22 protein-coding genes and 1 pseudogene are annotated in these 25,934 nt (G+C 64.3%); 9 read left to right on the forward strand and 14 right to left on the reverse strand.

Annotation, left to right across the window (positions count from 1 at the left end; all coding sequences use genetic code 11):
• Positions 1-111 precede the first annotated feature (111 nt).
• A complete protein-coding gene (locus tag HV744_RS06920; RefSeq protein ID WP_175148796.1) occupies positions 112-1,293 on the forward strand; it encodes a tetratricopeptide repeat protein in 1,182 nt (393 codons plus the stop codon).
• A 137-nt stretch (positions 1,294-1,430) separates the two neighbouring features.
• On the opposite strand, the gene HV744_RS06925 is transcribed toward HV744_RS06920, so the two are convergent.
• Positions 1,431-2,120, reverse strand: coding sequence for a TetR family transcriptional regulator (locus HV744_RS06925; RefSeq protein ID WP_175148797.1), 690 nt, complete (start codon positions 2,118-2,120; stop codon positions 1,431-1,433).
• A 143-nt stretch (positions 2,121-2,263) separates the two neighbouring features.
• Between HV744_RS06925 and HV744_RS06930 the strand changes: the two genes are divergently transcribed.
• The 3 genes and pseudogenes from HV744_RS06930 to HV744_RS37170 all read left to right on the forward strand — a co-directional run.
• Positions 2,264-3,769, forward strand: coding sequence for a flavin-containing monooxygenase (locus HV744_RS06930; RefSeq protein ID WP_175148798.1), 1,506 nt, complete (start codon positions 2,264-2,266; stop codon positions 3,767-3,769).
• A 62-nt stretch (positions 3,770-3,831) separates the two neighbouring features.
• Positions 3,832-4,821 (forward strand): alpha/beta fold hydrolase, encoded by a 990-nt coding sequence (locus HV744_RS06935; protein WP_175148799.1) that lies wholly within the window; start codon positions 3,832-3,834, stop codon positions 4,819-4,821.
• A gap of 289 nt (positions 4,822-5,110) precedes the next feature.
• A pseudogene (locus HV744_RS37170) lies at positions 5,111-5,398 on the forward strand (methyl-accepting chemotaxis protein); the annotation flags it as partial.
• Positions 5,399-5,491: 93 nt separating this feature from the next.
• Here the strand turns inward: HV744_RS37170 and HV744_RS06945 are convergent.
• The 4 genes from HV744_RS06945 to HV744_RS06960 all read right to left on the reverse strand — a co-directional run bounded on the left by HV744_RS06945 (position 5,492) and on the right by HV744_RS06960 (position 9,598).
• Positions 5,492-6,310 carry an ABC transporter permease subunit gene (locus HV744_RS06945; RefSeq protein ID WP_175148800.1) on the reverse strand — a complete coding sequence of 273 codons (819 nt, stop codon included), beginning with the start codon at positions 6,308-6,310 and terminating at the stop codon, positions 5,492-5,494.
• On the reverse strand, positions 6,310-7,239 hold the full coding sequence (locus tag HV744_RS06950; RefSeq protein ID WP_175148801.1) for an ABC transporter permease subunit: 930 nt from the start codon (positions 7,237-7,239) through the stop codon (positions 6,310-6,312). Before HV744_RS06950 ends, HV744_RS06945 begins: the two co-directional genes overlap by 1 nt.
• On the reverse strand, positions 7,236-8,405 hold the full coding sequence (locus HV744_RS06955; RefSeq protein ID WP_175148802.1) for an ABC transporter ATP-binding protein: 1,170 nt from the start codon (positions 8,403-8,405) through the stop codon (positions 7,236-7,238). Before HV744_RS06955 ends, HV744_RS06950 begins: the two co-directional genes overlap by 4 nt.
• A gap of 92 nt (positions 8,406-8,497) precedes the next feature.
• The gene (locus tag HV744_RS06960) at positions 8,498-9,598 is read right to left on the reverse strand and encodes a polyamine ABC transporter substrate-binding protein (RefSeq protein WP_175148803.1); all 1,101 of its coding nucleotides are present in this window, start codon (positions 9,596-9,598) and stop codon (positions 8,498-8,500) included.
• A 526-nt stretch (positions 9,599-10,124) separates the two neighbouring features.
• Between HV744_RS06960 and HV744_RS06965 the strand changes: the two genes are divergently transcribed.
• On the forward strand, positions 10,125-11,429 hold the full coding sequence (locus HV744_RS06965; RefSeq protein WP_175148804.1) for an Nramp family divalent metal transporter: 1,305 nt from the start codon (positions 10,125-10,127) through the stop codon (positions 11,427-11,429).
• Between the two features lie 156 nt (positions 11,430-11,585).
• A complete protein-coding gene (locus HV744_RS06970; protein WP_175148805.1) occupies positions 11,586-11,789 on the forward strand; it encodes a DUF1289 domain-containing protein in 204 nt (67 codons plus the stop codon).
• Positions 11,790-11,916: 127 nt separating this feature from the next.
• Here the strand turns inward: HV744_RS06970 and HV744_RS06975 are convergent, their stop codons facing one another.
• The 4 genes from HV744_RS06975 to HV744_RS06990 form a co-directional block, all read right to left on the reverse strand.
• Positions 11,917-12,573, reverse strand: coding sequence for an OmpW/AlkL family protein (locus HV744_RS06975; protein WP_175148806.1), 657 nt, complete (start codon positions 12,571-12,573; stop codon positions 11,917-11,919).
• A 76-nt stretch (positions 12,574-12,649) separates the two neighbouring features.
• The gene (locus tag HV744_RS06980; protein ID WP_175148807.1) at positions 12,650-13,840 is read right to left on the reverse strand and encodes an NAD(P)H-dependent flavin oxidoreductase; all 1,191 of its coding nucleotides are present in this window, start codon (positions 13,838-13,840) and stop codon (positions 12,650-12,652) included.
• A 241-nt stretch (positions 13,841-14,081) separates the two neighbouring features.
• On the reverse strand, positions 14,082-15,674 hold the full coding sequence (locus HV744_RS06985) for an ABC-F family ATPase (RefSeq protein WP_175148808.1): 1,593 nt from the start codon (positions 15,672-15,674) through the stop codon (positions 14,082-14,084).
• An 83-nt stretch (positions 15,675-15,757) separates the two neighbouring features.
• Positions 15,758-16,717: an NAD(P)-dependent oxidoreductase gene (locus HV744_RS06990; RefSeq protein WP_175148809.1), complete on the reverse strand. Its 960-nt coding sequence runs from the start codon at positions 16,715-16,717 to the stop codon at positions 15,758-15,760.
• A 174-nt stretch (positions 16,718-16,891) separates the two neighbouring features.
• Here HV744_RS06990 and HV744_RS06995 point away from each other — a divergent pair, with 174 nt between their 5' ends.
• On the forward strand, positions 16,892-17,098 hold the full coding sequence (locus HV744_RS06995; protein WP_175148810.1) for a dodecin: 207 nt from the start codon (positions 16,892-16,894) through the stop codon (positions 17,096-17,098).
• A 151-nt stretch (positions 17,099-17,249) separates the two neighbouring features.
• Here HV744_RS06995 and HV744_RS07000 read toward each other — a convergent pair whose 3' ends face one another.
• The 4 genes from HV744_RS07000 to HV744_RS07015 all read right to left on the reverse strand — a co-directional run bounded on the left by HV744_RS07000 (position 17,250) and on the right by HV744_RS07015 (position 22,154).
• Complete coding sequence (locus HV744_RS07000; RefSeq protein WP_175148811.1) at positions 17,250-18,344, reverse strand: BMP family ABC transporter substrate-binding protein; 1,095 nt, start codon at positions 18,342-18,344, stop codon at positions 17,250-17,252.
• A gap of 67 nt (positions 18,345-18,411) precedes the next feature.
• Positions 18,412-19,341 (reverse strand): ABC transporter permease, encoded by a 930-nt coding sequence (locus tag HV744_RS07005; RefSeq protein ID WP_175148812.1) that lies wholly within the window; start codon positions 19,339-19,341, stop codon positions 18,412-18,414.
• A gap of 41 nt (positions 19,342-19,382) precedes the next feature.
• Positions 19,383-20,489: an ABC transporter permease gene (locus HV744_RS07010; protein ID WP_175148813.1), complete on the reverse strand. Its 1,107-nt coding sequence runs from the start codon at positions 20,487-20,489 to the stop codon at positions 19,383-19,385.
• 63 nt (positions 20,490-20,552) lie between these two features.
• Entirely contained in the window at positions 20,553-22,154 is a 1,602-nt protein-coding gene (locus HV744_RS07015; RefSeq protein ID WP_175148814.1) for an ABC transporter ATP-binding protein, read from the reverse strand.
• 251 nt (positions 22,155-22,405) lie between these two features.
• On the opposite strand from HV744_RS07015, the gene HV744_RS07020 reads away from it, so the two are divergent.
• Positions 22,406-23,338: a LysR substrate-binding domain-containing protein gene (locus HV744_RS07020; RefSeq protein WP_175148815.1), complete on the forward strand. Its 933-nt coding sequence runs from the start codon at positions 22,406-22,408 to the stop codon at positions 23,336-23,338.
• A 160-nt stretch (positions 23,339-23,498) separates the two neighbouring features.
• Here the strand turns inward: HV744_RS07020 and HV744_RS07025 are convergent, their stop codons facing one another.
• A complete protein-coding gene (locus HV744_RS07025) occupies positions 23,499-24,908 on the reverse strand; it encodes an 8-oxoguanine deaminase (RefSeq protein WP_175148816.1) in 1,410 nt (469 codons plus the stop codon).
• A 592-nt stretch (positions 24,909-25,500) separates the two neighbouring features.
• Here HV744_RS07025 and uraH point away from each other — a divergent pair.
• Positions 25,501-25,854: a hydroxyisourate hydrolase gene (gene uraH, locus HV744_RS07030; RefSeq protein ID WP_175148817.1), complete on the forward strand. Its 354-nt coding sequence runs from the start codon at positions 25,501-25,503 to the stop codon at positions 25,852-25,854.
• Positions 25,855-25,934 lie beyond the last annotated feature (80 nt).

The following is a 25,934-nucleotide window of genomic DNA, read 5'->3' on the forward strand; positions in this document are numbered from 1 at the left end:
GCCGGCAGACCATACCGGCGCCCGCGTGCGGACGTCCGGTATGCCGGCCGAGCACCTGCGCGGCCACTGGAAACGACTGAAGGAGACGGGCGCCACGCGCCCGGTCCGTAAATGAAAAAATTTCTCGCAACCGGGTTCGCTTCGTTGCTGTTGGTGTCCGCCGCGGCGTTCGCTGTGCCGACGGCTCAGCAGATCGAATCCGCGATGTCGCAAGGCAACTGGCAGCAGGCCGATGCCGGCCTGAGCGAGGTGCTGCAGGCGCATCCGAACAATGCCCACGCACACTACCTGTACAGCCAGGTGCTCGATCGCGAAGGCCGTTATGCGGACGCGCTCGCCCAGCTGCAACAGGCGAAGACGCTCGACCCGCAAATCCGCTTCACCGACGCGACCCGCTTCGCGCAAACCGAAGCACGCATCCGCAGGGACGCGGAACGCGCGGGCGATGCGGGCGGCAACGCCACCAGGCGCGCCACGAATCCGTTCGTACAGCAGAATGCGCCTGCTGTGCAGCAACAGTCGGCGATGATCTCGCAAGCGCAACAACGGCATGGTCCGGGGGTTGGTATGTGGATCGGTATCCTTGTTCTGATTGGTGTGATCGCGCTAGTGCTGCGCTGGACGTTGCGCCGGGCCCGCACGCAAGACGACACGCGTGCCGGCGACGAGCGTCGCGTGCAACTCAAGCGCGCGACGGACATGCTCAACGCCGTGCGTTCGCTGAAGCTCGACGTGAAGCTCTCCACCGCGCCGGGTCATGAGGCGCTGGAGAAGGAAGTCGAAGCGACCGAAGACCAGTTGCGCGGCTTCGTCGAAACCTTGTCGAACGGCAAGAATCCGCTGCCGCCGTATCAACTCGACGAACTCGAGCAGCGCATCGGCAGCCTGCGTGCGCGCGCCGACGGGCGGCCCGATCCGGCTGCCGCGCCGGCCCAACAGTCGTCGTATGCGCAGGAAGCCGAGCGTTTCGGCAATCCGCCGCAAGCACCTTATCCACAGCAAGGACCGTATCAGCAACAGCCGCCGGTCATCGTGCAGCAAGGCGGTGGCGGTTTCGGCGGCGGCATGGGCGGCCTGCTCACTGGCGTGCTGCTTGGCGAAGCGCTGAATTCCGGACGTGAGCGCGTGGTGGAGCGTGACGTGATCGTCGACGACGAAGCGCGTCGCCGTGGCAATGACGGCGGCAATGGCGGCGGCCTCGACTTCGGCCAGGGATCGAACGACTGGAGCGACAACGGCGGCGGTGTCGACATGGGCAGCAACGACGACTCCGGCGGCTGGACCGATACCTGAGCATCGTGCCGTGCCGCCCGCGCGAACTGGCGTGAATCGGCGGCAATCAGGCAAGCGTCAATTGAAGAACAGGCTCCTGTACGGAGCCTGTTTTTTTGCCGATTCGCTTCATGAGGTTTCGGCTCGCGAGGCTTCAGTCAAGCCCGCGCCGACGCCTGCGCCCTGCCCGCCTCATGCTGCGCAAGCAGCAACGAGCCCGCAAACAGCCTGACGATAAAACGCTCCGCGTAATCGATCAGCGCCGCACGGCGCGCGGCATGCGCGTCGATGTATTCGGCCGATAGATGAAACAGTTGCAGCACGATCTGCGTGCAGACTTCATCGACGGTTTCACGAGCCAGCGTCGGCATCAACTCCAGTTGCACGACGTCGTCCGCCATTTCCGCCGACACCTCGTGGAGGTTCGCGCGCACCGCTTCGCGCAGCACCGGCGATGTGCCGTGATATTCGGCCAGCGCGCTCAGGAAAGCCTCGCGGTTTTCCAGCGTGAACGCGAAGAACGCCACGCACGCGCGACGCGCCACGCTATGCGGCTCGTCGTGCGCGGCGAGCCAGCGCTCACGCCGCAGCATCGGCCGCAAGCGCCGGCTCACCGATTCGACGGCCTCGCGCGCCAGTTCGTCGAGCGTGTCGAAATGACGGTAGAACGTGTTGGGATTGAGCCCTGCCTCGCGCGCCAGTTCGCGCAAACCCAGGCTCGCAAAACTGCGGCCGCTGGCGGTCAGCCGCAGTGCGGCTTCGATCAGCTTGCGCTTGCCAGCCGGCAATTCCTGCCCGGTGGCAGCGCCATGGTCGGCGAGGGCCGCCGCGTCGGGTACGGATTTCATGGGCTTTAAATCACTGCGCGGTGCGCGCGTTTAATAGGAGCACTCTAAACGATCTTGACTCGATGTGTACAGTTGTCTACTCTGCGCGTTACGCCGCAGTAGACATATGTAGACGCCTGGATCTTGCATCAGACTTTTGCCCCATGCCGGAGAACGCCGTGACGCCTGCCACCCCTGCACCACCCGCCGCGCCACGCATCGCGATTGTCGGCAGCGGCTTTGCCGGCATCGGCATGGCGATTCGCCTGCTGCGGATGGGCATCACGTCGTTCACGATTTACGAGGCGGCCGGCGAGATCGGCGGCACGTGGCGCGACAACACCTATCCCGGCGCGGCCTGCGATGTGCCGTCGCATCTCTATTCGTTTTCGTTCGAGCCGAATCCGGCATGGTCGCGTGAGTTCAGCGGCCAGGCGGAAATCCTCGCCTACCTGAAACATTGCGCGCGCAAGTACGGTGTGGAGCGTCACGTGCGCTGCAACGCGAGCGTTGTCTCAGCGCGTTTCGACGCGGCACGCCAGGTCTGGCAGGCCGAGATCGATGCGAACGGCACGCGTGAACCTGTCGAGGCCGATGTGGTGATCGCCGCGAGCGGCCCGTTGTCGCGCCCCGCGATGCCGCAAATCGCCGGACTCGAACGCTTCGAAGGCAAGCTGTTTCACTCGGCGCGCTGGGACCATGCGTATCCGCTCGAAGGCAAACGCGTCGCGGTCATCGGCACTGGCGCGAGCGCGATTCAGTTCGTGCCGCAAATCCAGCCGCGCGTTGCGCAACTCGACCTGTTCCAGCGCACCGCGCCGTGGATCATGCCGAAGCCCGACAAGCCGGTCGAGCCGCGCGCGCGTTGGCTGTTCCGCCATCTGCCGTTCGCGCAGCGCCTCGTGCGCAGCGCGATCTACTGGCAACTCGAAGCGCGCGCGATCGCGTTCGTGGTCAACCCGAAGCTGATGAAGCTGCCGATGAAGTTCTGCCTGAGCTATCTGGCACGACGCGTGAAGAATCCGGCGCTGCGCGCGAAGCTGACGCCGAACTACCGGCTAGGGTGCAAGCGGGTGCTGCTGTCGAGCGACTACTACCCCGCCGTCAGCCAGCCGAATGTCGACGTGGTGACGGCCGGCATCCGCGAGATCGTCGCCGACGGCATCGTGACCGACGACGGCGTGCTTCGCCGCGCCGACGCGATCATCTGCGGCACGGGCTTCCAGGTCAACGACGTCGGCGCGCCGTTCAACGTGACCGGCCTCGACGGCGCGGATCTCGGCGCGATGTGGTTGCGCGACGGGCCGCAGGCCTACCTCGGCGTCAGCATCGCGAACTTCCCGAACTTCTTCATGATCGTCGGCCCGAATACGGGGCTCGGCCACAACTCGATGATCTACATGATCGAGTCGCAAGTGCAGTACATCGCCGAGTGCCTGCGCGCACTGCGCCGGCGCAACGCGCGCACGATGAATCTGCGGCCCGACGTGCAACGCGATTTCAATGCGCGCTTGCAAAAGACCATGCAGCACTCCGTATGGGTCAGCGGCTGCCATAGCTGGTATCAGACGAAGAGCGGCAAGGTCACCGCGTTGTGGCCGGGGTTCACCTTCAGCTTTCGCAAACGCACCCGGCGGGTACGGCCGCGCGATTATCGCTTCGCGCGTTGAGGCCGCGCGAAGCGGGCGCGATCCCACTCGCACCAAAGCGAAAAAAAAAGGGAGACAAAAACATGGCAGGCATCGAATCGACCACGCCCTCATCCAGCGCCGCGCTGCCGCCCCGTTCGCTCGCCGCGCGCCTCGGCATCACCAGCGTGCCGCGCGCCGAACTGCGCCGGCGCTACACGCTAAGCGGCTCGAAGTTCGTGCAGATCATGGGCGCCGACGTGCATTACATCGATGAAGGCCGCGGCGACACGATCGTGATGATCCATGGTTTCGCGTCTTCGCTGCATACGTGGAATCGTGTCGCCGACGAGCTCGAGCGCGGGCACCGCGTGATCCGCCTCGACCTGCCGCCATTCGGCGTGACAGGGCCGCTGCGTTCGAGCAGCGGTGCCATCGAAACGATGAATCTGCCGACCTACCGCCTTTTCATCGATACGTTCATGCAGGCGCTCGGCATCTCGCGCGCGACCGTCATCGGCAATTCGCTCGGCGGGCTGATTGCGTGGGACTACGCGGTGCGCCATCGCGAGGCCGTCGAACGGCTGGTGCTGATCGACTCGGCCGGCTTTCCGATGAAGCTGCCGATTTACATCGGCCTGTTCAATAGCGCGCTGGTGCGGATCAGTTCGCCGTGCTTGCTGCCCGAAGCGATTGTCAAAAGCGCGGTGCGCAACGTGTATGGCGATCCGCGCAAGATCGACGCAGCGACGCTGCGGCGCTACGTCGAGTTCTTCCACGGCGAAGGCACGCGCGCCGCGATCGGCAAGATGGTGCCGGCGCTCGATTTCAGCGCAGTCGACACCGGCGTGCTGAAGAAGCTCGAGGTGCCCGCGCTGGTGCTATGGGGTGCGAAGGATCGCTGGATCCCGAGCGCGCACGCGGCGGAGTTTGCGAGCCGCATTGCGGGCGCGAAGTCGCTCATATATGCGGGCTTGGGCCACATTCCGATGGAAGAAGCGCCCGAGCGCGTGCTGGCCGATCTGCGCGCGTTTCTCGGCACGTCCGCGACGGATGTGCCGGCTGGCGAAGGCACGCACCGCGCGCCGGCCTGAGCTTACCGTTCCTTTCCCGCTGATTCATCGACTCATCGATTCGCCAGTTCGCGCGCAGCGGCTGCGCGCGAATCCCGCTATACGCCTGCGCCCGTCCGTCCTTTCGTCATACTCAACCGCCCCCCAGCAGACGCAGCAGTCCCCAGAGAAACTTGCCGAGCATTACGAGCAGCTCCCACAGGTGATAGAGCTGTTGCCAGCCCGAAACGCGCGCGAAGGAGTCGATCATGGTTGCCGGTAAAAAAGGGAAAGGCTGCGGGGGAATCACTGCGAAGCAGTTCGACCGCACATCATAACGACTGCGGGATACCCCGTATCAAGTCGATTGAAAGTGTGCCGTAAACGCACGGAGAAGACGCTGCATCCGCGCCGGGGTGACCGCGCTCGCATTTGCACCATCAGCATCCGCGGCACCACCTGCACCACCCGCGCCATCCAGGAGACGACCATGTCGCGTTTCAGCTTTCGCCGAGCGGCCCGTTCGCATGGGGTCGTCGGCGATATTGCCGCGCAAGCCGGCAAACTGGGCATCGAGATCTGCGACGTATCGGGCCACGTCGAGGAAGTCGGCGGACGCCACTGGGGCGGCGTGCGGATCGGTTATCAGGTTTGAACGTAGGCGTGCCTCGCGCGGCGCGCACTGAACGTGCGCCGCGGGGGGCACCCGAACCTAGACTGCCATCACCGTCCGCTTGCGCTCCGCGCGCTGCATGAAATAATTGGCCGCCACCACGCCGACCGTCACCACCGCGATGAACAGCGTCGCCAGCGCATTCATTTCCGGGTTCAGCCCGAGTCGAACGCGCGAGAACACCACCAGCGGCAGCGTCGTCGAACCGGGGCCGGACAGGAACGCCGACAGCACCAGATCGTCGATCGACAACGTGAACGACAGCAGCCAGCCGGACACGAGCGCCTGCGAAATCAGCGGCAGCGTAATGGAGAAGAACACGCGCAGCGGCGTCGCGCCGAGATCCAGCGCGGCCTCTTCGAGCGAAGGGTGCAACTCCTTCACACGCGATTGCACGATGATCGCCACATACGAAATGCACAGCATCACGTGCCCGATCCAGATCGTGAAGATGCCACGCCCGGCCGGCCATCCCAGCCACTTGGCCATTTCGATGAACAGCAGCAGCAACGAGATTCCCTGAATCACCTCGGGAATCACCAGCGGCGCGTTGATCATCCCGGTATACAGCGTGAAGCCGCGAAAGCGGCCCATTCGCGCAAGCACGAAACCGGCCCACGTGCCGATGATCACCGACGCGAAAGCGGTGAGCAACCCTATCCGCAACGACAACCACGCCGCCGTGATCAGTTCGTCATCCCGCAGCAGCGCCGCATACCAGCGCGTCGAAAAGCGCGTCCACACCGTGACCAGTTGCGATTCGTTGAACGAATACACCACCAGACTCACGATCGGGATATACAGAAACAGAAACCCGATCCCCAAGGCAATGAGCTGCAAAATCCGGTTCGGTTTCATCAGCGCCTTTCCTCCATCGCCTTTGCCTGCGCGTGCTGGAAAAACGCCATCGGCACCAGGAGCAACAACACCATCGCGCACGTCACCGCGGACGCCATCGGCCAGTCGGCATTGTCGAAGAACTCATTCCACATCACGCGGCCGATCATCAGCGTGTTCGCGCCGCCCAGCAATTCAGGAATCACGTACTCGCCCACCGCCGGAATGAACACCAGCAGGCAACCGGCGATGATGCCGTTCTTCGACAGCGGCAACGTGATCTGCCAGAACGCTTTCCACGGTTTCGCGCCGAGGTCGTACGCGGCTTCGAGCAAGGTCAGATCCATCTTCACCAGATGCGCGTACAGCGGCATCACGAGAAACGGCAGGTACGAATAGACCATGCCGATATAGACCGCGGTGTTCGTGTGATACAGCTCGATCGGCGCATGAATCAGTCCGGTCGACATCAGGAAGTTGTTCAGCAAGCCGTTGTTCTTCAGGATGCCGATCCATGCGTACACACGAATCAGAAACGACGTCCAGAACGGCAGCATCACGGCCATCATCAGCACGTTGCGGCTTGCCGGGTTCGAACGCGCGATGTAATACGCCATCGGATAGCCGATCAGCAGACACAGCAACATCGAGATCGCGGCGATCACCACCGAACTCACATAGGTCGCGAAATAGAGGCTGTCGGTCAGCAGAAACGCGTAATGCGACAGGTCGAGCGTGATGTGAAGCGCGCCTTCCGCGAAGTTGACCAGTCGCGTGTACGGCGGAATGCCGAGCTGTGAATCGGCGAAGCTGATCTTCACGACCAGCAGGAACGGCACGAGGAAAAACAGCAGCAGCCAGAGGAACGGCCCGGCCACCACCGCGCTGCGGCCGGTCAGGTTGAAGCGCCGCACCGGCCAGCTGGCAAAGGCATTGAGCGCGCGCTTCATGACGTCAGCACCACACCGGCCGATGCGCTCCAGCGCACGTACACTTCGTCGCCCCACGTAGGCGGATCGATCTCGGTGAGCGCGAGGCTCGTCACGTTCGCGATCACCGTTTTGCCGCCGTCGAGCTTCACGTGATACAGCGAATAGCCGCCCATGTACGCGATATTCGTGACGACGCCCTTGCCCCAGTTGTACGCGCCTTCCGGCGGCTTGCGCGTGAGCGCGATGCGCTCGGGCCGCACCGAGATGGTCACCGGCATGCCGAGCGGCCCGGTGATGCCGTGGCTCACGTACAGGCGGCACGGCAGGTCGGGCGTTTCGATGAACACGTAGTCGGGTTCATCCTCGACCGTATGGCCTTCGAACAGATTGGTCGAGCCGATGAACTCGGCCGAAAAACGGCTGTTCGGATACTCGTAGACCTCATGCGGCGTGCCGAGCTGGACGATCTCGCCTTCGCTCATCACGGCGAGGCGGTCCGCCATCGTCATTGCCTCTTCCTGATCGTGCGTGACCATCATGCAGGTCACGCCGACCTTGTCGAGAATGTTGACCAGTTCGATCTGGGTGCGCTGACGAATCTGCTTGTCGAGCGCGGACATCGGCTCGTCGAGCAGCAGCAGCTTGGGCCGCTTGACCAGCGAGCGGGCCAGCGCCACGCGTTGCTGCTGGCCGCCCGACAGCTGATGCGGCTTGCGCTTCGCGAAGCGGCCCATCTGCACGAGTTCGAGCGCGGTCTGCACGCGCTCGTTCAGTTCGGCTTTCGGCACGCCTTCCTGCTTCAGACCGAAGGCGACGTTCGCCTCCACCGTCATGTGCGGAAACAGCGCGTACGACTGGAACATCATGTTGACCGGCCGGCGGTACGGCGGCAATTGCGCGAGGTCCTGGCCGTCGATCAGGATCTTGCCCGAGGTCACGCTTTCCAGCCCGGCCATCATCCGCAGCAAGGTCGACTTGCCGCAGCCGGAACTGCCGAGCAGCGCGAACAGCTCGCCCTTCTTCACCGACAGGTTGACCCCTTTGACCGCCACGGTCTCGCCGAACTTCTTCACGACGTCGACGATCTGGATGAACTGGTCCGCTGCGTCGCCCGTAACGGCGCTCAGGCCCAGGGACGGCGCGGCCGCCCCTGCCACCGCGCCCGACTGGTCACTACTTGTCATGATGCTGCTTCACTCTGGCGTTTGACGAACAAAGCCCCCGGTGGACACCGAGGGCTTCATGATGATGCTTACCCGTTCACGGTTGCCGCGGGTCAGCGGCCGGACTTGAACTCAGTCCACAGCCGCGTTTGCAGCCGCTGGATGTCCTGCGGCAGCGGCTTGAGCAGGAACAGGGTCTTGATGACTTCAGGCGGCGGGTACACGGCCGGGTCGTTCGCCACGTCCTTGTCCACGTACTTGCGCGCTTCGAGGTTCGTGCTCGGGTAGTAGACGGCGTTGGTGATCGCGGCGTGAACCTGCGGCGTTTCGATGTAGTTGATCCATTCGAGCGCGGCTTCCTTGTGCTTCGCGTCCTTCGGAATCGCCATCACGTCGAACCACACCGGCGCGCCGCCCTTCGGAATGAGGTACTCGATCTTGTACGGCTTCTTCGCTTCGGCCGCGCGATGCTTGGCGATCACCACGTCGCCCGACCAGCCGTACGCGAAGCATACGTCGCCGCCGACCAGGTCGTTGATGTAGCCCGACGAGTTGAACTGCGTGATGTACGGGCGGATCTTCTTCATCATCTCGAGCGCGGCGCGGTAGTCGGCCGGGTTCGTGCTCATCGGATCCTTGCCCATGTAGTGCAGCGCGGCGGCGAACATCTGGTCCGGCGCATCGAGCACGGACACGCCGCAGGCCTTCAGCTTCGAAATGTTTTCCGGCTTGAACAGGATGTCCCAGCTATCGAGCGGCGTGTTCTTGCCGAGAATCTGCTGCACTTTGGTGACGTTGTAGCCGAGACCGGTCGTGCCGTAAGCCCACGGCACCGTGTACCTGTTGCCCGGATCGGCGCCGGCCACCAGCGCCATCAGCGACGGGTCGAGGTTCTTGAGGTTCGGCAGCTTCGACTTGTCGAGCGGCTCGAAGATATTCGCGGCGATCTGCTTGCCGGCGTAATTGCTGGTCGGCACGACGATGTCATAGCCGGAATTGCCGGTGAGAAGTTTGGCTTGCAGCGTGTCGTCGCTGTCGTAGTTGTCGTACTTGACCTGGACGCCGGTCTGCCTGGTGAAGTTCGGGATGGTGTCCTTGGCGATGTAATCGGACCAGTTATACACGTTCAGCTGCGTATCTTTCGCAGCGGCCGTCAACCACGGCGTCGCGCACAAGATCAGCGCCGCCACTTGCCCTACTACCCGTTTTTTCATCCCGTTCTCCCTGGCCGGCTCACGCTGGCTGTCGTCGCTCACGCCGCGGCATCACGCGCACGGCTCCCGTGAAAAACCCGAAAACTACCATCAATTATTGCGCGCTCCAATAAAAACGCCAGGCTGTCGCGCAAACGGTACAGCGTAGGCCGCACCAGTGGAAAATGGGCGCAATTTTAGCGGGTTATCGGCGCGTGTCTACCCGAAAAAAACACCGGCGGCGGCCGCGTTGTTATCTGGTTGTCAAGTTGACGCGACGAGACCACGCGTCGGTCGTGCAACGCGTGGCGGCCGGTGGGCGTTTCCCATCGTTTTATGCGAACCGGGCGGCGTTGCCGCGCGCGTTTGGGAAGGGCGTGAGCCCTATGGCGTTTCACGGTGCACAATAGGCGCTAGAGGACCGACGGACAGCGCACTGCTAACAGCGCGCCTGGCCTCGGGCTCCGCCGCGCCGTCCGCTGTATGCGCCGTATGCGCCGTGGGCACGTGGCTTGCGGGAGGATGCAGTCTTGAACCTCAGGCATCGATGAACACCAACCCATTCGCGTTGCGCCCCAACCGCCGCCGGCGTCTGCCGGGCAGCGGGCCGGCACGTCCTGCGCACTGGTTTTCGTTCGTCGGCGCCGGCGCGCTGATCGCGGTCGGCTATATCGACCCCGGCAACTGGGCGACCGCGCTCGGCGCCGGTGCGGGCTACGGCTACCGCCTGCTCGGCATGGTGCTGCTGTCGAGTCTGATGGCGATGCTGCTGCAATGGCTGTCGTCGAGGCTGGGCGTGGTGACCGGGCGCGATCTCGCGCAGATCTGCCGCGAACGCACCGGCCGGCCCGGCACCCTCTTTCTGTGGCTGACCAGCGAAGTCGCGATCATCGCGTGCGACGTCGCCGAGGTGGTCGGCAGCGCCGTCGCGCTGCAATTGCTGCTCGGCGTGTCGCTGACGGTCGGCGTGCTGATGTCGGCGGTCTGCACGTTCGCGCTGCTCGCGCTTCAGCAGAAAGGCGGTCGCAAGCTCGAAGCGGTGATCGCGCTGCTGATCGGCTTCGTCGGCCTGTGCTTCGTGGTCCAGCTGGCGCTGGCGCGGCCCGACTGGCACGCCGCGCTGGCCGGCACTGCGCCCAGCCTCGAGCTGCTGCGGAACGCGGGCATGGTGTGGCTGGCGGCGGGCATCGTCGGCGCGACGGTGATGCCGCACAACCTCTATCTGCACTCGGCGCTCGTCAAGCACCACGCGCCGGAAGGCAGCGACGAGCAGATCAAGGTCGCATTGCATGTCGTCAATATCGATACGTTCGCGTCGCTTGCGTTTGCTTTCGTGATCAACGCGGCGCTGCTGATCGTGGCCGCCGCGGTGTTCTATGCCAGCGGCCATCGCGACGTGACCGATCTCGCCGACGCCCACCGGCTGATCGCGCCGCTCGTCGGCACGCACTGGGCCAGCATCCTGTTCGCGGCGGCGCTGCTCGCGTGCGGCCTGAGCGCGACCGTCACCGGCACGCTGGCGGGTCAGGCGGTGATGGAAGGCTTTCTGCGGATCCGTCTGCCGCGCTGGAAGCGCGCGCTGCTCACCCGTGCACTGGCGATCGGGCCGGCGTTGTTCGCGGTCGCGCTATTCGGCCAGCACGGCTCCAACCAGTTGCTGGTGGCAAGCCAGGTGGTGCTGAGCCTGCAATTGCCGCTTGCGGTCGTGCCGCTGATCCGCTACACGTCGGACGCTTGCCTGATGCACGGCTGGCGCGTGCGCGGCGTGCCGCTCGCGCTGGCGTGGCTGTCCGCGGCGTTCATCATCGTGCTCAACGGCGCGTTGCTGTGGCAGTTGGCGTTTGGCGGGTAACGCGGCTTTTTTCCTGCCTGCCGGCGAATGAAGGCGCAGGTATGTATTCTCAGCGCCGGAACGCGCAAACCTCGGCCATGCTGCTCGCCACGGCGAGGTGCACGCCGCGCATCGGTTAACATAGCGGATCTTCGCTTCCGCGCTCCAAGGTTCCCGATGGCTTCGAATCTCCACGATCTTCCCGACAGCCCGTGCATCGGCGTCTGCTCCACGCTCTTCGACGAGGTTTGCAAAGGCTGCGGCCGCACCGCCACCGAAGTGTCCAACTGGGTGTTCCTGAGCGACGAGGAAAAGCACGCCGTGTGGGTGCGCATCGAGCAGGAAGGCACGGCCATGCGCTTCCAGAACGACAAACTCTAGTCTTGCGCTGCGCCGTTTTTGCCGGGCATCCGTTCAGCGCTTGAAAACATCGCGACCATGAAAAACGCCGGGATCATCCCCGGCGTTTCTTTATCGCGAACGTAGCGCGGCTGGCGCCGCGCCGAAATCAGAACTTCATGCCGACACCCAGACCGACGATCACCGGATCGATGCTCAACCGGCCGAGCGACTGACCACCGAGCGATGCGTCCGTGTGCATCCAGACTTTCTTGATGTCCGCATTGACGAACAGCGACCTGGTGACCTGCACGTCCACGCCGGCCTGCAACGCGGGGCCGAAGCTGTGATTGGAGATCGCGATCGGCTGGCCGCCTGCGTTCAGGCCGTTGTTATAGAACAGCGTGTAGTTGATACCCGCGCCGAGATACGGACGAATGCGCCCTGCGTGGTTGAAGTGATATTGCAGCAGCAGCGTGGGTGGCAGCACGTTCACGCCACCGAGACCGCCGAGGCTCGACGTCACCTGATGGCGCGACGTGCCGAGAATCAGCTCGACGCCGAGGTCGTCGCGGATCATGTAGGTCAGATCCAGCTCAGGCACGATCGCGTTGTTGACGCCCACGTTGAGCGCCGACAGCGTCTGACTGGTGGTCACGTTCGGGATGATGCTGATGGCGCGCAGACGCACCAGCACGTCGCCCGCGTGAATGCCGCTCATCGCGTCGTCGCTGGCGGCCTGTGCCTGCGGCGCCAGCGCGGCCGCGCATAGCAGGCTCGACACAACCGCGGCGGCCTTGATCTTCTTCCTGAGCGAGTACTTCATGTGCTTCCCCGTGTGATGGATGTTGATGTCGTGCGGGGATTGTCGAAGTTCCCGTCAGGTTGCGCGTTGACCCGAATCAACCCAGCGAGAACGACCATCGCCCTGCGACAGCCGGTCGCGCCACACCGGTCAGCAGCAGCTCGATCAGATCGTGGACGCTGCGAATCGCGGTGCCGAACGGCAACGCTTCACGCCCGCGGAAGAACAGACCGTTGGCCACGTCGCCGCGCAATGCCGCGGCAAGCCGTGTGTCGATGCAGAAGTGGCCGAACTTCTCGATGCCGTCGCGCCAGCCGCATACACTCAGGCATTCGAGCGCGGTCGGACACGCGTGTTTGAGCGCGCCGACCTTGTCGCGGATCTTCGTTTCGTGGCGCAGATAGCGCATCAGCCACGGCGTTTTCACGGCGCGCGCGGGCAGCCCGGTCACGCTGACGAATTCGACGATGTCATCGGGTGTCGCTTCGGCCAGCACGCGCTTGAAGTTCGGATGCGCGTCGCCTTCTTCGGTGACGGCGAACGGCGTGCCGAGTTGCACGCCGCTCGCGCCCGCGTGCAGGAGTTCACGCACGGCCTCGTGACTGTTGATGCCGCCCGCGACGATCAATGGCACGTCCTGCCGCTTCAAACCGAGCGACGCAAACACGGTCTCGAGTTCTTCGAGAACACGCAAAAAACCGAAGCGGCGATCATCCATGTCGGCCAGGTTGCTGACGCCGAGATGCCCGCCCGCGTGGGCCGGATGTTCGATCACGACCGCGTCGGGCAAGCGGCCTTTCTTCATCCACTTCTTCAGCACGAGCGCGACGCCGCGGCTATCCGACAGAATCGGGATCAGCGCGATGTCGTGGCCCTGGGTCATGTCCGGCAAATCGAGCGGCAGGCCCGCGCCCATCACGATCGCGTCGGCGCCGCTCTCGCAGGCCACGCGCACGTAGTCCGCCTGCGCGCTGACCGCTTTCATCACGTTGACGGCGATCATGCCGCGGCCTTCGCTGAGCGCTTTGGCCGCGCGGATTTCGCGCGCGAGCGCGGTGAGGTTCGCGTGTTCGAGCGTTGCGGTATCTGGTGACTGACGGCACAGCTCGATCAGGTCACGATGATGATGACGCAGGTCGATACTGGCGATGGTGCCGAGCGCACCCTCACGGGCGACGCTGCCGGCCAGCCGGTGGGCCGAGATGCCGACGCCCATGCCGCCTTGCACGATCGGCAACAGCGAGCGGCCGCGGATCACCAGCGGTGAGAAGGAATGAGAGTTGAGCATGACTGGCCCGATGACGAATGATCAAACCATTGATAATCGACTGTCGGGCGCGACCTGCTTTGCGTCAGGTCAATGCGGCTGCGAATGAGCTGGGTGCGCGCGTTGATTGGTTGATGCCGATCATCTGAATCAAACATTGAACGCGATGCGCGCCGGACGCGCGATAGAAAAAGCCCGCTTCAACGAAGCGGGCTTTGCGGTGCAACGTGACGCGGCGCGAGCAGCGCGTGCGCCGATAAGCTTATTGCACGCCCTGGCTCAGCAGGAAGTCTTCATAGTTGCCGCCGAAGTCGTTCAGCGTACCGTTCGTCTTCACTTCGATGACCCGGTTCGCCAGCCCGCTCACGAACTCCCGGTCGTGCGACACGAAAATCAGCGTGCCTTCGAACTTGTCGAGCGCGATCTGCAGCGACTCGATCGATTCCATGTCCATGTGGTTGGTCGGCTCGTCCATCAGCAGCACGTTGTGGCGGCCCAGCATCAGCTTGCCCCAGATCATGCGGCCCTTCTCGCCGCCCGACAGCACCTTGACCGACTTGCGGATGTCGTCCGCATTGAACAGCAGGCGGCCGAGCGTGCCACGCACCATCTGCTCGTCGTCGCCTTCCTTGCGGTAGCCGTCGATCCAGTCCATCAGCGTGACGTCGTCCGGAAACTCTTCATACGTGTCCTGCGGCATGTAGCCGATGTTCGCGTTTTCCGCCCACTTCACGGTGCCGTGATCGAGTTGCAGCTTGCCGAGCAGCGAGCGCAGCAACGTGGTCTTGCCCGCGCCGTTCTCGCCGATGATCGCGATCCGCTCGCCCGGCTGCACGCTGATGCTGAAGTCGTTGAAGATGGTCCGGTCGTACTTCTTCGAGATCTTCTCGGCCACCACCGCGATGTTGTGCAGTTTCTTCTCGTACTCGAAACGGATGAACGGGTTCTGCCGCGACGACGGCTTGAATTCCTCGATCTTGATCTTGTCGATCATCTTCAGACGGCTGGTGGCCTGACGCGCCTTCGACTTGTTCGCCGAGAAGCGGCGCACGAAGTCCTGCAGGTCGGCGACGCGTTCCTTCGCCTTCGCGTTGGCGTTCTGCTGACGCTCGCGCGCCTGCGTGCTGGCCAGCATGTAGTCGTCGTAGTTGCCCGGATAGACCTTCAGCGTGCCGAAGTCCATGTCGGCCATGTGCGTGCAGACCTGGTTCAGGAAGTGTCGATCGTGCGAGATGATGATCATCGTCGAGTTGTACTGGTTGAGCACGTCTTCCAGCCAACGGATCGAGTTGATGTCCAGGTTGTTGGTCGGTTCGTCCAGCAGCAGCACGTCCGGCTTCGAGAACAGCGCCTGCGCGAGCAGCACGCGCAGCTTCCAGCCCGGCGCCACGTTGCTCATCGGGCCGTTGTGGTCTTCGATCGCGATGCCGATGCCGAGCAGCAGTTCGCCCGCGCGCGCTTCGGCGGTATAGCCGTCGTACTCGGCGAACTTCGCTTCGAGCTCGGCGGCGTGCATGTAGTCGTCGTCGGTGGCGTCGGGGTTCGCGTAGATCGCGTCGCGCTCGGTCATCGCGGCCCACATTTCGGTGTGGCCCATCATCACGACGTCGAGCACGCGCACGTCTTCATACGCGAACTGGTCCTGGCGCAGCTTGCCGAGGCGCACGTTCGGCTCGAGCATCACGTTGCCCGAGCTCGGCTCCAGGTCGGAACCCAGAATCTTCATGAAGGTGGACTTACCGCAGCCATTCGCACCGATCAGGCCATAGCGGTTTCCTTCCCCGAATTTGACCGAAATGTTCTCGAAGAGGGGCTTCGGCCCGAATTGCATGGTGATATTGGCGGTAGACAGCACGGCGCGTCCCTTTGAATGTGATATCGGCGAAAAACCTAATATTTTAGCAGGTTATCGCGAATTCAACCCACGCGCACTCGGCGCTACCGGCTTGCGCCGCCGCGCGGCGTCTGCAAAACGTCGATGAAGGCCGACAGATCGGCCTCGGCGAGCCCCATCGCCGCGCCGAGCCGCAGCAGTTGCTGGACCGTCGACGACACCGGCATCGGCGTGCCGGTCTCGTACGCGGTGGCCGCGACCGTGTCGATGTCCTTCTGGAACGTGCGCAACGCGCCGATCGGCGCGAGGCCGGTCTGCGTCATGCGCGGCACGAAAATCTGCAGCAGCACCGAGTCGGCCCAGCCGCCGGCGAGACCCTCGATGAGTTTCGCCGCATCGAGGCCGCTGCGCTGCGCCAGGCTGACCGCCTCGGCAATCGCCGCCAGCGTCGCGGTGACGATGGTCTGGTTGCACAGCTTGGCGGTTTGTCCGGCACCGACCGCGCCCATATGCGTGACGCGTGATGCGTAGGCGTCGAGCAAAGGCTTGATGGCGTCGATATCGCTCGCCGCGCCGCCGGCCATGACCGCCAGCGTGCCGGCGTTCGTGCCCGCGACGCCGCCCGACACCGGCGCGTCGACCCAACCGATGCGCGCCGCGCCCGCGCCTTCGCGCGCCGCCGCGGTCGGCGCCGCGAATGAAGACGCGAATGAAGGCACCCACGCCGCCGCGCGCTGCGCGAACGCGCGCGTCGCGGCCGGCGGAATACTGGAGTGATCGACGATCCAGCGCAGCCGGGTCGGCGCGGCGGATTCGGCGCTCAACAGCCCCGTTGCGCCGAACACGGTCTCCTCCACCGCCGCCGCATCCGCGACGCACAGCAGCACCGCTTCACATCGTGCGGCCAGTTCGCGCGGCGTATCGGCGACGCTCGCGCCGTCCGCGACCAGTGCCTCGGCCTTGGCCCGCGTGCGATTCCAGACATGCACCGTATGCCCGGCGCGCAGCAGATGCCGGATCATCGGCGCGCCCATCAGACCGGGACCGCAAAAACCAATTTCCACTTTCGAACCTCGTCGGCTGTCAGATTGCGTTGCGCGGACATGATAACGGCCGCGCGCCGTCACCGCATACCGGGCACGCGACGTGCGGGACAACCCGCTGATGCGGCGGCCGCGCGCCGCGCTTCCCTTTGCCTATACTTTTTGGACATCAACGAAGACCAAAGGAGGAAGTTCATGTCAGATCATGTCTACAAACAGATCGAACTGACCGGCTCGTCGGCCATATCGAGCGACGACGCCGTCAGCACCGCGATTGCAAAAGCATCGAAGACGTTGCGCAACCTGCACTGGTTCGAAGTCACGGAAACGCGGGGCCAGATCGAAAACGACAAGGTCGTCTACTGGCAGGTGACGATCAAGGTCGGCTTGCGGATCGACTGACGCACGGCATCAACGCGCGTCGCACGTCAGTGCCAGATTCGCAGTGAAAAAAAGCTGCGTCCGTTGCTGGACGCAGCTCCTGAAAGCAGCGGTTGCTGAGACCGCCGCCTGGTCCATCATGAATCGTTCAGCGTTGGCTGAGCGGGACGACTTACTTCGGCAGCGAACCGTCCACGCCTTCCACGTACCAGTTCAGACGTTGCAGTTCCGGATCGGTCAGCGTCTTGCCGGCCGGCACCTTCACCGCGCCGGACTGATCCTTGAGCGGGCCGGTGAACACGTCCCACTTGCCGCCCGCCAGCTCGTCGCGCTTCGCCGCGACCTGCTTCTGCGCGTCAGCCGGGATCGCCGACGTGTTCAGGTTCTCGAGGTTGACGGCCTTCTGCGGAATGCCCCACCACACCGGATCGTTCTTCCACTTGCCGTCCAGCACCTGCTGGATCGCCGCGGTGTAATAGACGCCCCAGTGCGCGACCACCGAACCGAGGTGCGCTTCAGGACCGAACTTCTTCATGTCCGAATCCCAGCCGAACGCGTGCACGTGCTTTTCCGACGCGGTGGCCAGCGTCGCGCTCGAATCGGTGTTCTGCAGCAGCACGTCGGCGCCCTGGCCGATCAGCGTTTCAGCCGCCTGCTTTTCCTTGCCCGGATCGAACCAGCTGTTGATCCAGATGACCTTCGTGTGCACCTTCGGATTCACCGAGCGCGCGCCGAGCGTGTATGCGTTGATGTTGCGGATCACTTCCGGAATCGGCACCGACGCGACGAAGCCGAGCGTATTGGTCCTGGTCACGTAGCCCGCGGCGACGCCGGCCAGATACGCGCCCTGATACATGCGCACGTCGTAGGTGCCGAAGTTCGGCGCCTTCTTGTAGCCGGTCGCGTGCAGGAACACCGCGTCCGGGAAATCCTTCGCGACCTTCAGCTGGAAGTCCTGAAAGCCGAAGCTCGTGCCGATGATGATCTTGTTGCCCTTGTTCGCCAGGTCGCGGAACACGCGCTCCGAGTCGGCCGATTCCGGCACGTTCTCGACGCGGGTGATCTTGATCTTGTTGCCGAACTTCGCTTCTGCTTCCCGCGAGCCCTGGTCGTGCGCGAAGGTCCAGCCGGCATCGCCCGGATTGCCGAGGTAGACGAACGCCACGCCCGGCGCGTCGGCGGCCTGCGCGGCTTGCGCGAGCGGCACGGCGAGCGCGAGCGACGCCGCGCCCCAGGCGAAAGCGGTCAGCAGATTTCTTCTCGTCATTTTTGGTCCTGTCGTGTTGGTCGGATGATGAAGGTATGGCAAATGAGTGTGGCCGATGTCTGGTCGATCAGCCCGCCGAGAAAAACGGCTTGCCCAGCGATGCGGGCGCATTCAGACGGATCGTGTTCGGATTGCGCGAGATCAGCACCAGCACGACGACCGTCGCGACGTACGGCAGCATCGCGAGGAATTGCGTCGGCACCGGCACGCCGATCGCCTGCGCGTAAAACTGCAGGCCGGTCACCGCGCCGAACAGCAGCGCGCCGATCAGGAGGCGCCCCGGCCGCCACGTCGCGAAAACGACCAGCGCGAGCGCGATCCAGCCGCGGCCCGAGGTCAGATTTTCCTGCCACAGATGCAGATTGACGATCGAGTAATACCCGCCCGCGAGCCCAGCCATCCCGCCACCAAAAGCGACCGCGCCGTAGCGCACGCCGATCACCGGAAAGCCGACCGAGTGCGCGACCTGCGGCGATTCGCCGACCGAGCGCAGCACCAGTCCGGCGCGCGTGCGGTACAGGAACCAGCCGATCACCGCGAACATCAGGAACGCGAGGTAATCGAGCGGCGTGAGGCTAAAGAGCGCGGGGCCGAGCACCGGAATTTTCGAGAGGCCGGGAAGGGTCCACGTGTCGATGGTCGCGCGCACCGCCGCCGACGTGTACGGCTTGCCGACATACGCCGACAGGCCGATGCCGAAGATCGTCAGCGACAGACCGGTGGCGACCTGATTGGCGAGCATGGTCAGCGTGAGAAACGCGAACAGCAGCGACATCGCGAGACCGGCGGCGATCGCGGCGAGCACGCCGAGCCACGGGCTGCCGGTGATCGACGTGACCGCGTAGCCGGTCACGGCGCCCATCAGCATCATGCCTTCGACGCCGAGGTTGAGGACGCCCGATTTCTCGGTAACGAGTTCGCCCGCGCCCGCGAACATCAGCGGGATCGCGGCGGTGACGGCGCTCGAGGTGAGCGCGCTGGCTTGTTGAATATCCATGGAAGTCCGGCGGGAAAACAGTGAGCTAATCAGTGAGCAATTCAGTGAACCGCGGCGGCGAGCGTTCGGCTGCGCACCCGGTAGTTCACGAACAGGTCGGCGCCCAGCAGGCAGAACAGCAGCAGCCCCTGGAACACGCCGGAGAGCGCCTGCGGCAACTGCATCGAGGTCTGCACCGCCTCCCCGCCGAGATACAGCAAGGCCATCAGCAGACTCGCGAGCACGATGCCGATCGGGTGCAGCCGCCCGACGAACACGACGATGATCGCGGTGAAGCCGTAGCCCGGCGACCATGTCGCCTGCAACTGGCCGATCGGGCCGGCGATCTCGCCCATGCCGGCGAGGCCCGCGAGGCCGCCGCTGATCAGCAGCGAAGTCCAGATGGTCTTCTTGTCGGAGAAGCCGGCATAGCGCGCGGCGAGCGGCGCGAGACCGCCGACGTTCATCCGGTAGCCCGCGAAGCTCTTGCGCATGAAGAGCCACACGAGCGGAATCGCAATCAGCGTGACGAACACCGACGCGTTCAGCCGCGTGCCGCGCAGCCATTTCCAGTGCCAGTCGCCGTATAGCGTCGGATAGAGCGCGTCGCCGCTGAACATTTCCGACAGCGGAAAGTTCATGCCCTGCGGATCGCGCCACGGGCCGCTTACCAGGTAGATCAGCAACTGCGTGGCCACGTACGTGAGCATCAGGCTGACGAGAATCTCGTTGGTGTTGAAGCGGCTCTTCAGCAGCGCGGGAATCGCCGCCCACGCCATGCCGCCGAGCACGCCGGCGAGCATCATGGTCGGCAGGATCCACCAGCCGGTGGCCTGATCGAAATAGATCGCGACGCCGCTGGCGGCGATGCCGCCGAGCAGCATCTGCCCTTCGGCGCCGATGTTCCAGACGTTGGCGCGGTAGCCGATCGCGAGACCGAGGCCGATCAGGCACAACGGCGACGCCTTCAGCAGCAGCTCGGACCAGCCGTTCACGCTGGACAGCGGTTCGATGAAAAACGCGTGCATCGCCTGCAGCGGATCGCGGCCCACGAGGCTGAAGATCAGAAAGCCGATTGCGAGCGTGAGCAACGCGGCGATCAGCGGCACGGCGAACTGCATCGTGCGCGAGGGCGTCGTGCGGGCTTCGAGTCGATAGGGAAGAATCATGGGTAGCGTGTGATTTATTGGTTCTGGTTCCGGTGGTCGAACGCGGCGCTGGCCGGCTTCGGCTCACGCATGTGCCGGATGTTCCGCCGACGGCGCCGCGCCCTCGCGGCCGCCGAACAGGCCCGCCATCCAGCGGCCAATTTCCTCGGCGTTGGTCGCCCCCGTCGCGCGCACCGGCGAGAGTCTGCCACCGGCGAGCACCGCGATGCGATCGCAGATATCGAACAACTCTTCCAGTTCCTCCGAGATCACCAGGATCGCGACGCCGCGCGCCGACAGATCGAGCAACTGCTGACGAATGAACGCCGCCGCGCCAACGTCGACGCCCCACGTGGGCTGCGCGACCACCAGCACCTTCGGCGCCTGCAGAATCTCGCGGCCCATGATGTACTTCTGCAGATTGCCGCCCGACAGACTTTGCGCGAGCGCTTCCGAGCCGCCGCAACGCACGTCGAACGCTTCGATGCAGCGCTTCGCGAATGCGCGCATCGCGCCCGCCTTGATCCAGCCCGAGCTCACCATCTGCTGACGATGCGCAGTGAGCAGCGCGTTTTCCGACAACGACATCGCCGGCACCGCGCCGCGGCCCAAACGTTCTTCCGGCACGAAGCCGAAACCGAGCGCGCGCCGGCCGCCTGCGCCGAGGCGTCCGGCCGGCTTGCCGCAAATCGTGACCGCGTCGGCGCGCACGCCGCGCTTCTCTCCCGACAACGCCGACAGCAGTTCCGCCTGGCCGTTGCCCGAGACGCCCGCGATGCCGAAGATCTCGCCCGCATGCACGCCAAACGACACGTTGTCGAGCGAGGTGCCGAACGGGTCGTCGCTCGCCACCGACAACTGCTTCACATCGAGCAGGACGGCGCCCGGATTGTGCTCGCGCCGCGTGTAATCGGGCAGCGAATGGCCGACCATCAATTGCGCGAGCGACGCATGGGTCTCGCCCTTCGGCTTCACGTGACCGGTCACGCGGCCGCCGCGCATCACCGTCGCGGTATCGCACAGCTGCTGGATTTCATCGAGCTTGTGGCTGATGTAGAGGATGCTGCAGCCTTCGGCGGCCAGCCGGCGCAGCGTCGCGAACAGCTTGCGCACCGCTTGCGGCGTCAGCACCGAGGTCGGTTCGTCCATGATCAGCAGGCGCGGGTTCTGCAACAGGCAGCGCACGATTTCGACGCGTTGCCGCTCGCCCACCGTCAGGCTATGCACGTGACGCTGCGGATCGATGTCGAGACCGTAGTCGGCCGAGACTTCGCGAATCCGTTTGGCGAGCGTCTTCAGATCGAACGGTTCGTCGAGCGCGAGCGCGATGTTTTCGCCGACCGTGAGCGTCTCGAACAGCGAGAAATGCTGGAACACCATGCCGATGCCGAGCTTGCGCGCCGCCGCCGGGCTCGCGATCTCGACCGCCTCGCCTTCCCAGCGGATCTCGCCGGCGTCGGGCCGCACCGCGCCGTAGATGATCTTCATCAGCGTGCTTTTGCCGGCACCGTTTTCGCCGAGCACCGCATGGATTTCACCCGGCGCGACGATCAACGTGACGTCGTCGTTGGCTCGCACCGCCGGATACTGTTTGGTGATGCCCTGAAGCACCAGCCGGTGCGCCGCCTGTTCCGGCCCGGTTGCCGGCTGCGCGGCGGCGCCGTCGCTATAAGAAGAGTCGCTCATGTGATTCCGTAGTACGTCAGTGACTGCCGGTTACCGCGCGTCCGTCCACCTTGCCGGCAGACGATCCGTCACCAGAACCGGATGACAATACCTAATTCGACCCAGTCAGTCGAGCCGTCAAAATTCCCCCGAACCCGCGCCGCAGCGCGGCTCTGCGGGTATGCCACCCTTGACGCCGTATTTCGTTCATATTAAAACCCATATACCCTCACGCCCGATCGATCAGCCAGAACATATATTTCGGAGAAGTCATGAGTCAGCAACGCGAGGCGATCGATACCTACCTACTGCGCGTCCTGCATACCCTGTTGATGGAGCGCAGCGTCACCCGCGCGGCTGTCAAACTGAATCAATCGCAACCTGCGATCAGCGCGGCGCTGCGCCGTTTGCGCGACATCACCGGCGACCCGCTGCTGGTGCGCGGCAAGTCCGGCATGGTGCCGACCGAGTACGGCCTGCGCCTGCTCGAACCGGTGCAGAACGCGCTGCGCGAGATCGAACGCATCAAGTTCCAGCAGCACAACTTCGATCCGGCGACCTCGATCCGTTGCTACCGGATCGGCTGCCCGGACTATCTGAACGTGCTGTTCGTGCCGACGGTGGTCGAACGCTTTCGCCAGGCCGCGCCGAACGCGACGCTCGAATTTCACTCGCTGGGGCCCGCCTTCGACTACGAACTCGCGCTCGAGGACGGCAAGCTCGACATCGTGGTCGGCAACTGGCCGGAGCCGCCGGAGCAACTGCACCTGTCGAACCTGTTCGTCGATCAGATCGTCTGCCTGATGAGCAACACGCATCCGTTCGCCAAACGCGGCGGCCTCACGCTCGACCAGTACCTGAATGCGCCGCATCTCGCGCCGACTCCTTACTCGGTGGGCCAGCGCGGTGCGATCGACGTGCATCTCGCGCGCGAGCGGTTAAAGCGTCACGTGGTCGTCACGTTGCCGTACTTCAATCTGGCGCCGTACGTGCTGATCAAGTCCGATCTGATCTTCACGACGACGCGCCTGTTCGCCGATTACTACGCCAGGTTCCTGCCGCTTACCGTGGTGCCCGCGCCGCTCGATTTCCCGCCGATGCAGTATTACCAGTTGTGGCACGAGCGCGTGCATTACTCCGATGAAGTGCGCTGGCTGCGCAGTCTGGTCGCCGAAGCGACCAGGACGTTGATCGACAAGCCCTGACGGTTTGTTGCACGGGGGTTATCGGCAGCCATGCGATGCGTGGCGGCGGCCGCCGGTAAGCCTGCTTGCTCCTCTCGGCTCTCTCCCGCTTTCGTCTTCGCTTTGGTCTTCGCTTTGGTCTTCGCTTTGGTCTTCGCTTTGGTCTTCGCTTTGGTCTTGTTTACGCCGCCGCTTCGTAAAGCGTCTTCGCCAGCCGGTTGTGCTGCTCGATGACCGGCCCGAGTTCCAGCGTCGTCAACTGTCCGTCCTTCACGACCAGCTTGCCGCCGATCACGCTGTAGCTCACTTGCGACGGCGCGCAGAATACCAGCGCCGCGACCGGGTCGTGCAACGCGCCCGCAAAGAGCGGCTGACGCAGATCGAACGACACGAAGTCCGCCGCCATGCCGGGCGCCAGCGCGCCGATGTCGTCGCGATTGAGCACCTTCGCGCCGCCTAGCGTCGCGATTTCCAGTGCGTCGCGCGCGGTCATCGCATCCGGTCCGAAACCGACCCGCTGCAACAGCAGCGCCTGACGCACTTCGGCGACCATCTGCGCGGCGTCGTTCGACGCCGAACCGTCGACACCCAGCCCCACCGGCACACCCGCCAGACGCATCCGCCTGACCGGCGCGATGCCCGACGCGAGCCGCATGTTCGAACACGGACAGTGCGCAACGCCGGTGCCGGTGCGCGCGAACAGTTCGATGCCCGCGTCGTCGAGTTGCACACAATGCGCGTGCCACACATCGTGACCGACCCAGCCGAGGTCTTGCGCATACTCCGCCGGCGTCATGCCGAACTTCTCGCGGCTATACGCGATGTCGTTGACGTTCTCCGCGAGGTGCGTATGCAGGGACACGCCGTATTGGCGCGCCATCAGCGCCGATTCGCGCATCAGGTCGCGGCTCACCGAGAACGGCGAGCAAGGCGCCACCACCACGCGCAGCATCGCGTAACGCCCTTCGTCGTGATACGTCTCGATCAGACGCTGCGTGTCGTTCAGGATATCCGCTTCACGCTCGACCACCGAATCCGGCGGCAAGCCGCCGTCCTTCTGCCCCACGCTCATGCTGCCGCGCGCCGCGTGAAAACGCATGCCGATCCGCCGGGCCGCGGCGACGCTGTCATCGAGCCGGCTGCCGTTCGGATAGATATACAAATGGTCGCTCGAGGTCGTGCAACCGGACAGCAACAGCTCGGCCATCGCCGTCAGCGTCGAGACTTCGATCATCTCCGGCGTGAGGTTCGCCCACACCTTATAGAGGTTCGTGAGCCAGCCGAACAGCTCGGCGTTCTGCGCGGCGGGAATCGCGCGCGTCAGGCTCTGATACATGTGGTGGTGCGTGTTCACGAGGCCCGGGATCACCAGGTGGCCACGCATGTCCAGCACTTCGTCGGCTGTTTGCGGCAACTGCGCCGTGGGTCCGACCGCGACGATGCGGTTGTCCTCGATATACAGGCCGCCGTCGCGCAATTCGCGCCGGGCGCCGTCCATCGTGACCAGCACGTCCGCGTGCTTCACCAGCATCGTTTTCTTCGGCTCACCGCCCTGATATGCCGGCTGCTGCGCCGTCTGCTCCATCGTCATTCGTTTCTCCGCTTTAATGCTGCCGTGCAAAGTCGTTCGAACGCGATGTGACGGCACGCCAACCGTGCCGCCGCGTCGCGTCGAACGCCGTTGGCCCGGTTACCCAGCGTATTCCGCCGTCTTCGGGGCGCCCCCAAGGGGACTTCCTTCCGGACGCCTCCTTTTGAGGCTTCCTTCGGGCGTGCGCCGCGCTCGAGCCGCATCCGGCGCGCCGGTGCTGCGGCGCACAGGCGTAAACTTCGACGGCCAAAATAACGCTGGCAACTCGCGCCGCTGCGATACCCAACTTCACGCTGCCAATATAGTGGGCCATTTTTGGCGCCGGTACGATCGAATCGGCGTGCGAATCAGCCTGCAAAAGTCGAACGAATCGACTCGCTGCGGCTTTCAACAGACTGTCCGTCATGTGCCAGCTATTATCTTTCCTATCTCGCGCGCGCTGAACGGAACAACCTTTTTACAATGGCTGCCACGGCGCTCGCTTCAATTCGCCGACGGGTATGCAGCCACTGACGTGGAGCCTCGATCCGCCGCAAACGTATCTGGATCGGGCTGCCGCCGAAACCTCGCATTCACATAAGGAAAATTGCGAATGGGAAAGCTCACTACCCATGTGCTCGACACCGCGAACGGCCGTCCCGGCGCTGGCATCAAGGTCGAACTCTTCGCGCTCGCGGGCGATACGCGACGCGCGCTCAAAACCACCATCACCAATGACGACGGCCGCTGCAATGAGCCGCTGCTCGAAGGCGACGCGCTCGTCGCGGGCGAATACGAACTCGTGTTCGGCGCCGGCGACTACTTCGCGTCGATCGGCACGAAGGTCCCGCAGCCTCGCTTCGTCGATCGTGTGGTGCTGCGCTTCGGCGTGGCCGATGCCGGCGCACACTATCACGTGCCGCTACTGGTGTCGCCGTGGTCGTACAGCACGTATCGAGGCAGCTAGAGACAGCTGGAGGCGGCCAATACGGTCACGCTCGATTGCATTGCGCGGGTGCTCGCTGGTGTTCACGAATGTCCCGGCGA

The sequence above is a fragment of the Paraburkholderia ultramafica genome (genome assembly GCF_902859915.1).
GTDB lineage: Bacteria > Pseudomonadota > Gammaproteobacteria > Burkholderiales > Burkholderiaceae > Paraburkholderia > Paraburkholderia ultramafica.

Excerpts from the sequence above, each read along its gene's own strand:
- HV744_RS06920 (WP_175148796.1), top strand. The coding sequence starts at position 112 with ATGAAAAAATTTCTCGCAACCGGGTTCGCTTCGTTGCTGTTGGTGTCC.
- HV744_RS06925 (WP_175148797.1), bottom strand. The coding sequence starts at position 2,120 with ATGAAATCCGTACCCGACGCGGCGGCCCTCGCCGACCATGGCGCTGCC.
- HV744_RS06930 (WP_175148798.1), top strand. The coding sequence starts at position 2,264 with ATGCCGGAGAACGCCGTGACGCCTGCCACCCCTGCACCACCCGCCGCG.
- HV744_RS06935 (WP_175148799.1), top strand. The coding sequence starts at position 3,832 with ATGGCAGGCATCGAATCGACCACGCCCTCATCCAGCGCCGCGCTGCCG.
- HV744_RS06945 (WP_175148800.1), bottom strand. The coding sequence starts at position 6,310 with ATGAAACCGAACCGGATTTTGCAGCTCATTGCCTTGGGGATCGGGTTT.
- HV744_RS06950 (WP_175148801.1), bottom strand. The coding sequence starts at position 7,239 with ATGAAGCGCGCGCTCAATGCCTTTGCCAGCTGGCCGGTGCGGCGCTTC.
- HV744_RS06955 (WP_175148802.1), bottom strand. The coding sequence starts at position 8,405 with ATGACAAGTAGTGACCAGTCGGGCGCGGTGGCAGGGGCGGCCGCGCCG.
- HV744_RS06960 (WP_175148803.1), bottom strand. The coding sequence starts at position 9,598 with ATGAAAAAACGGGTAGTAGGGCAAGTGGCGGCGCTGATCTTGTGCGCG.
- HV744_RS06965 (WP_175148804.1), top strand. The coding sequence starts at position 10,125 with ATGAACACCAACCCATTCGCGTTGCGCCCCAACCGCCGCCGGCGTCTG.
- HV744_RS06970 (WP_175148805.1), top strand. The coding sequence starts at position 11,586 with ATGGCTTCGAATCTCCACGATCTTCCCGACAGCCCGTGCATCGGCGTC.
- HV744_RS06975 (WP_175148806.1), bottom strand. The coding sequence starts at position 12,573 with ATGAAGTACTCGCTCAGGAAGAAGATCAAGGCCGCCGCGGTTGTGTCG.
- HV744_RS06980 (WP_175148807.1), bottom strand. The coding sequence starts at position 13,840 with ATGCTCAACTCTCATTCCTTCTCACCGCTGGTGATCCGCGGCCGCTCG.
- HV744_RS06995 (WP_175148810.1), top strand. The coding sequence starts at position 16,892 with ATGTCAGATCATGTCTACAAACAGATCGAACTGACCGGCTCGTCGGCC.
- HV744_RS07000 (WP_175148811.1), bottom strand. The coding sequence starts at position 18,344 with ATGACGAGAAGAAATCTGCTGACCGCTTTCGCCTGGGGCGCGGCGTCG.
- HV744_RS07005 (WP_175148812.1), bottom strand. The coding sequence starts at position 19,341 with ATGGATATTCAACAAGCCAGCGCGCTCACCTCGAGCGCCGTCACCGCC.
- HV744_RS07010 (WP_175148813.1), bottom strand. The coding sequence starts at position 20,489 with ATGATTCTTCCCTATCGACTCGAAGCCCGCACGACGCCCTCGCGCACG.
- HV744_RS07015 (WP_175148814.1), bottom strand. The coding sequence starts at position 22,154 with ATGAGCGACTCTTCTTATAGCGACGGCGCCGCCGCGCAGCCGGCAACC.
- HV744_RS07020 (WP_175148815.1), top strand. The coding sequence starts at position 22,406 with ATGAGTCAGCAACGCGAGGCGATCGATACCTACCTACTGCGCGTCCTG.
- HV744_RS07025 (WP_175148816.1), bottom strand. The coding sequence starts at position 24,908 with ATGACGATGGAGCAGACGGCGCAGCAGCCGGCATATCAGGGCGGTGAG.
- uraH (WP_175148817.1), top strand. The coding sequence starts at position 25,501 with ATGGGAAAGCTCACTACCCATGTGCTCGACACCGCGAACGGCCGTCCC.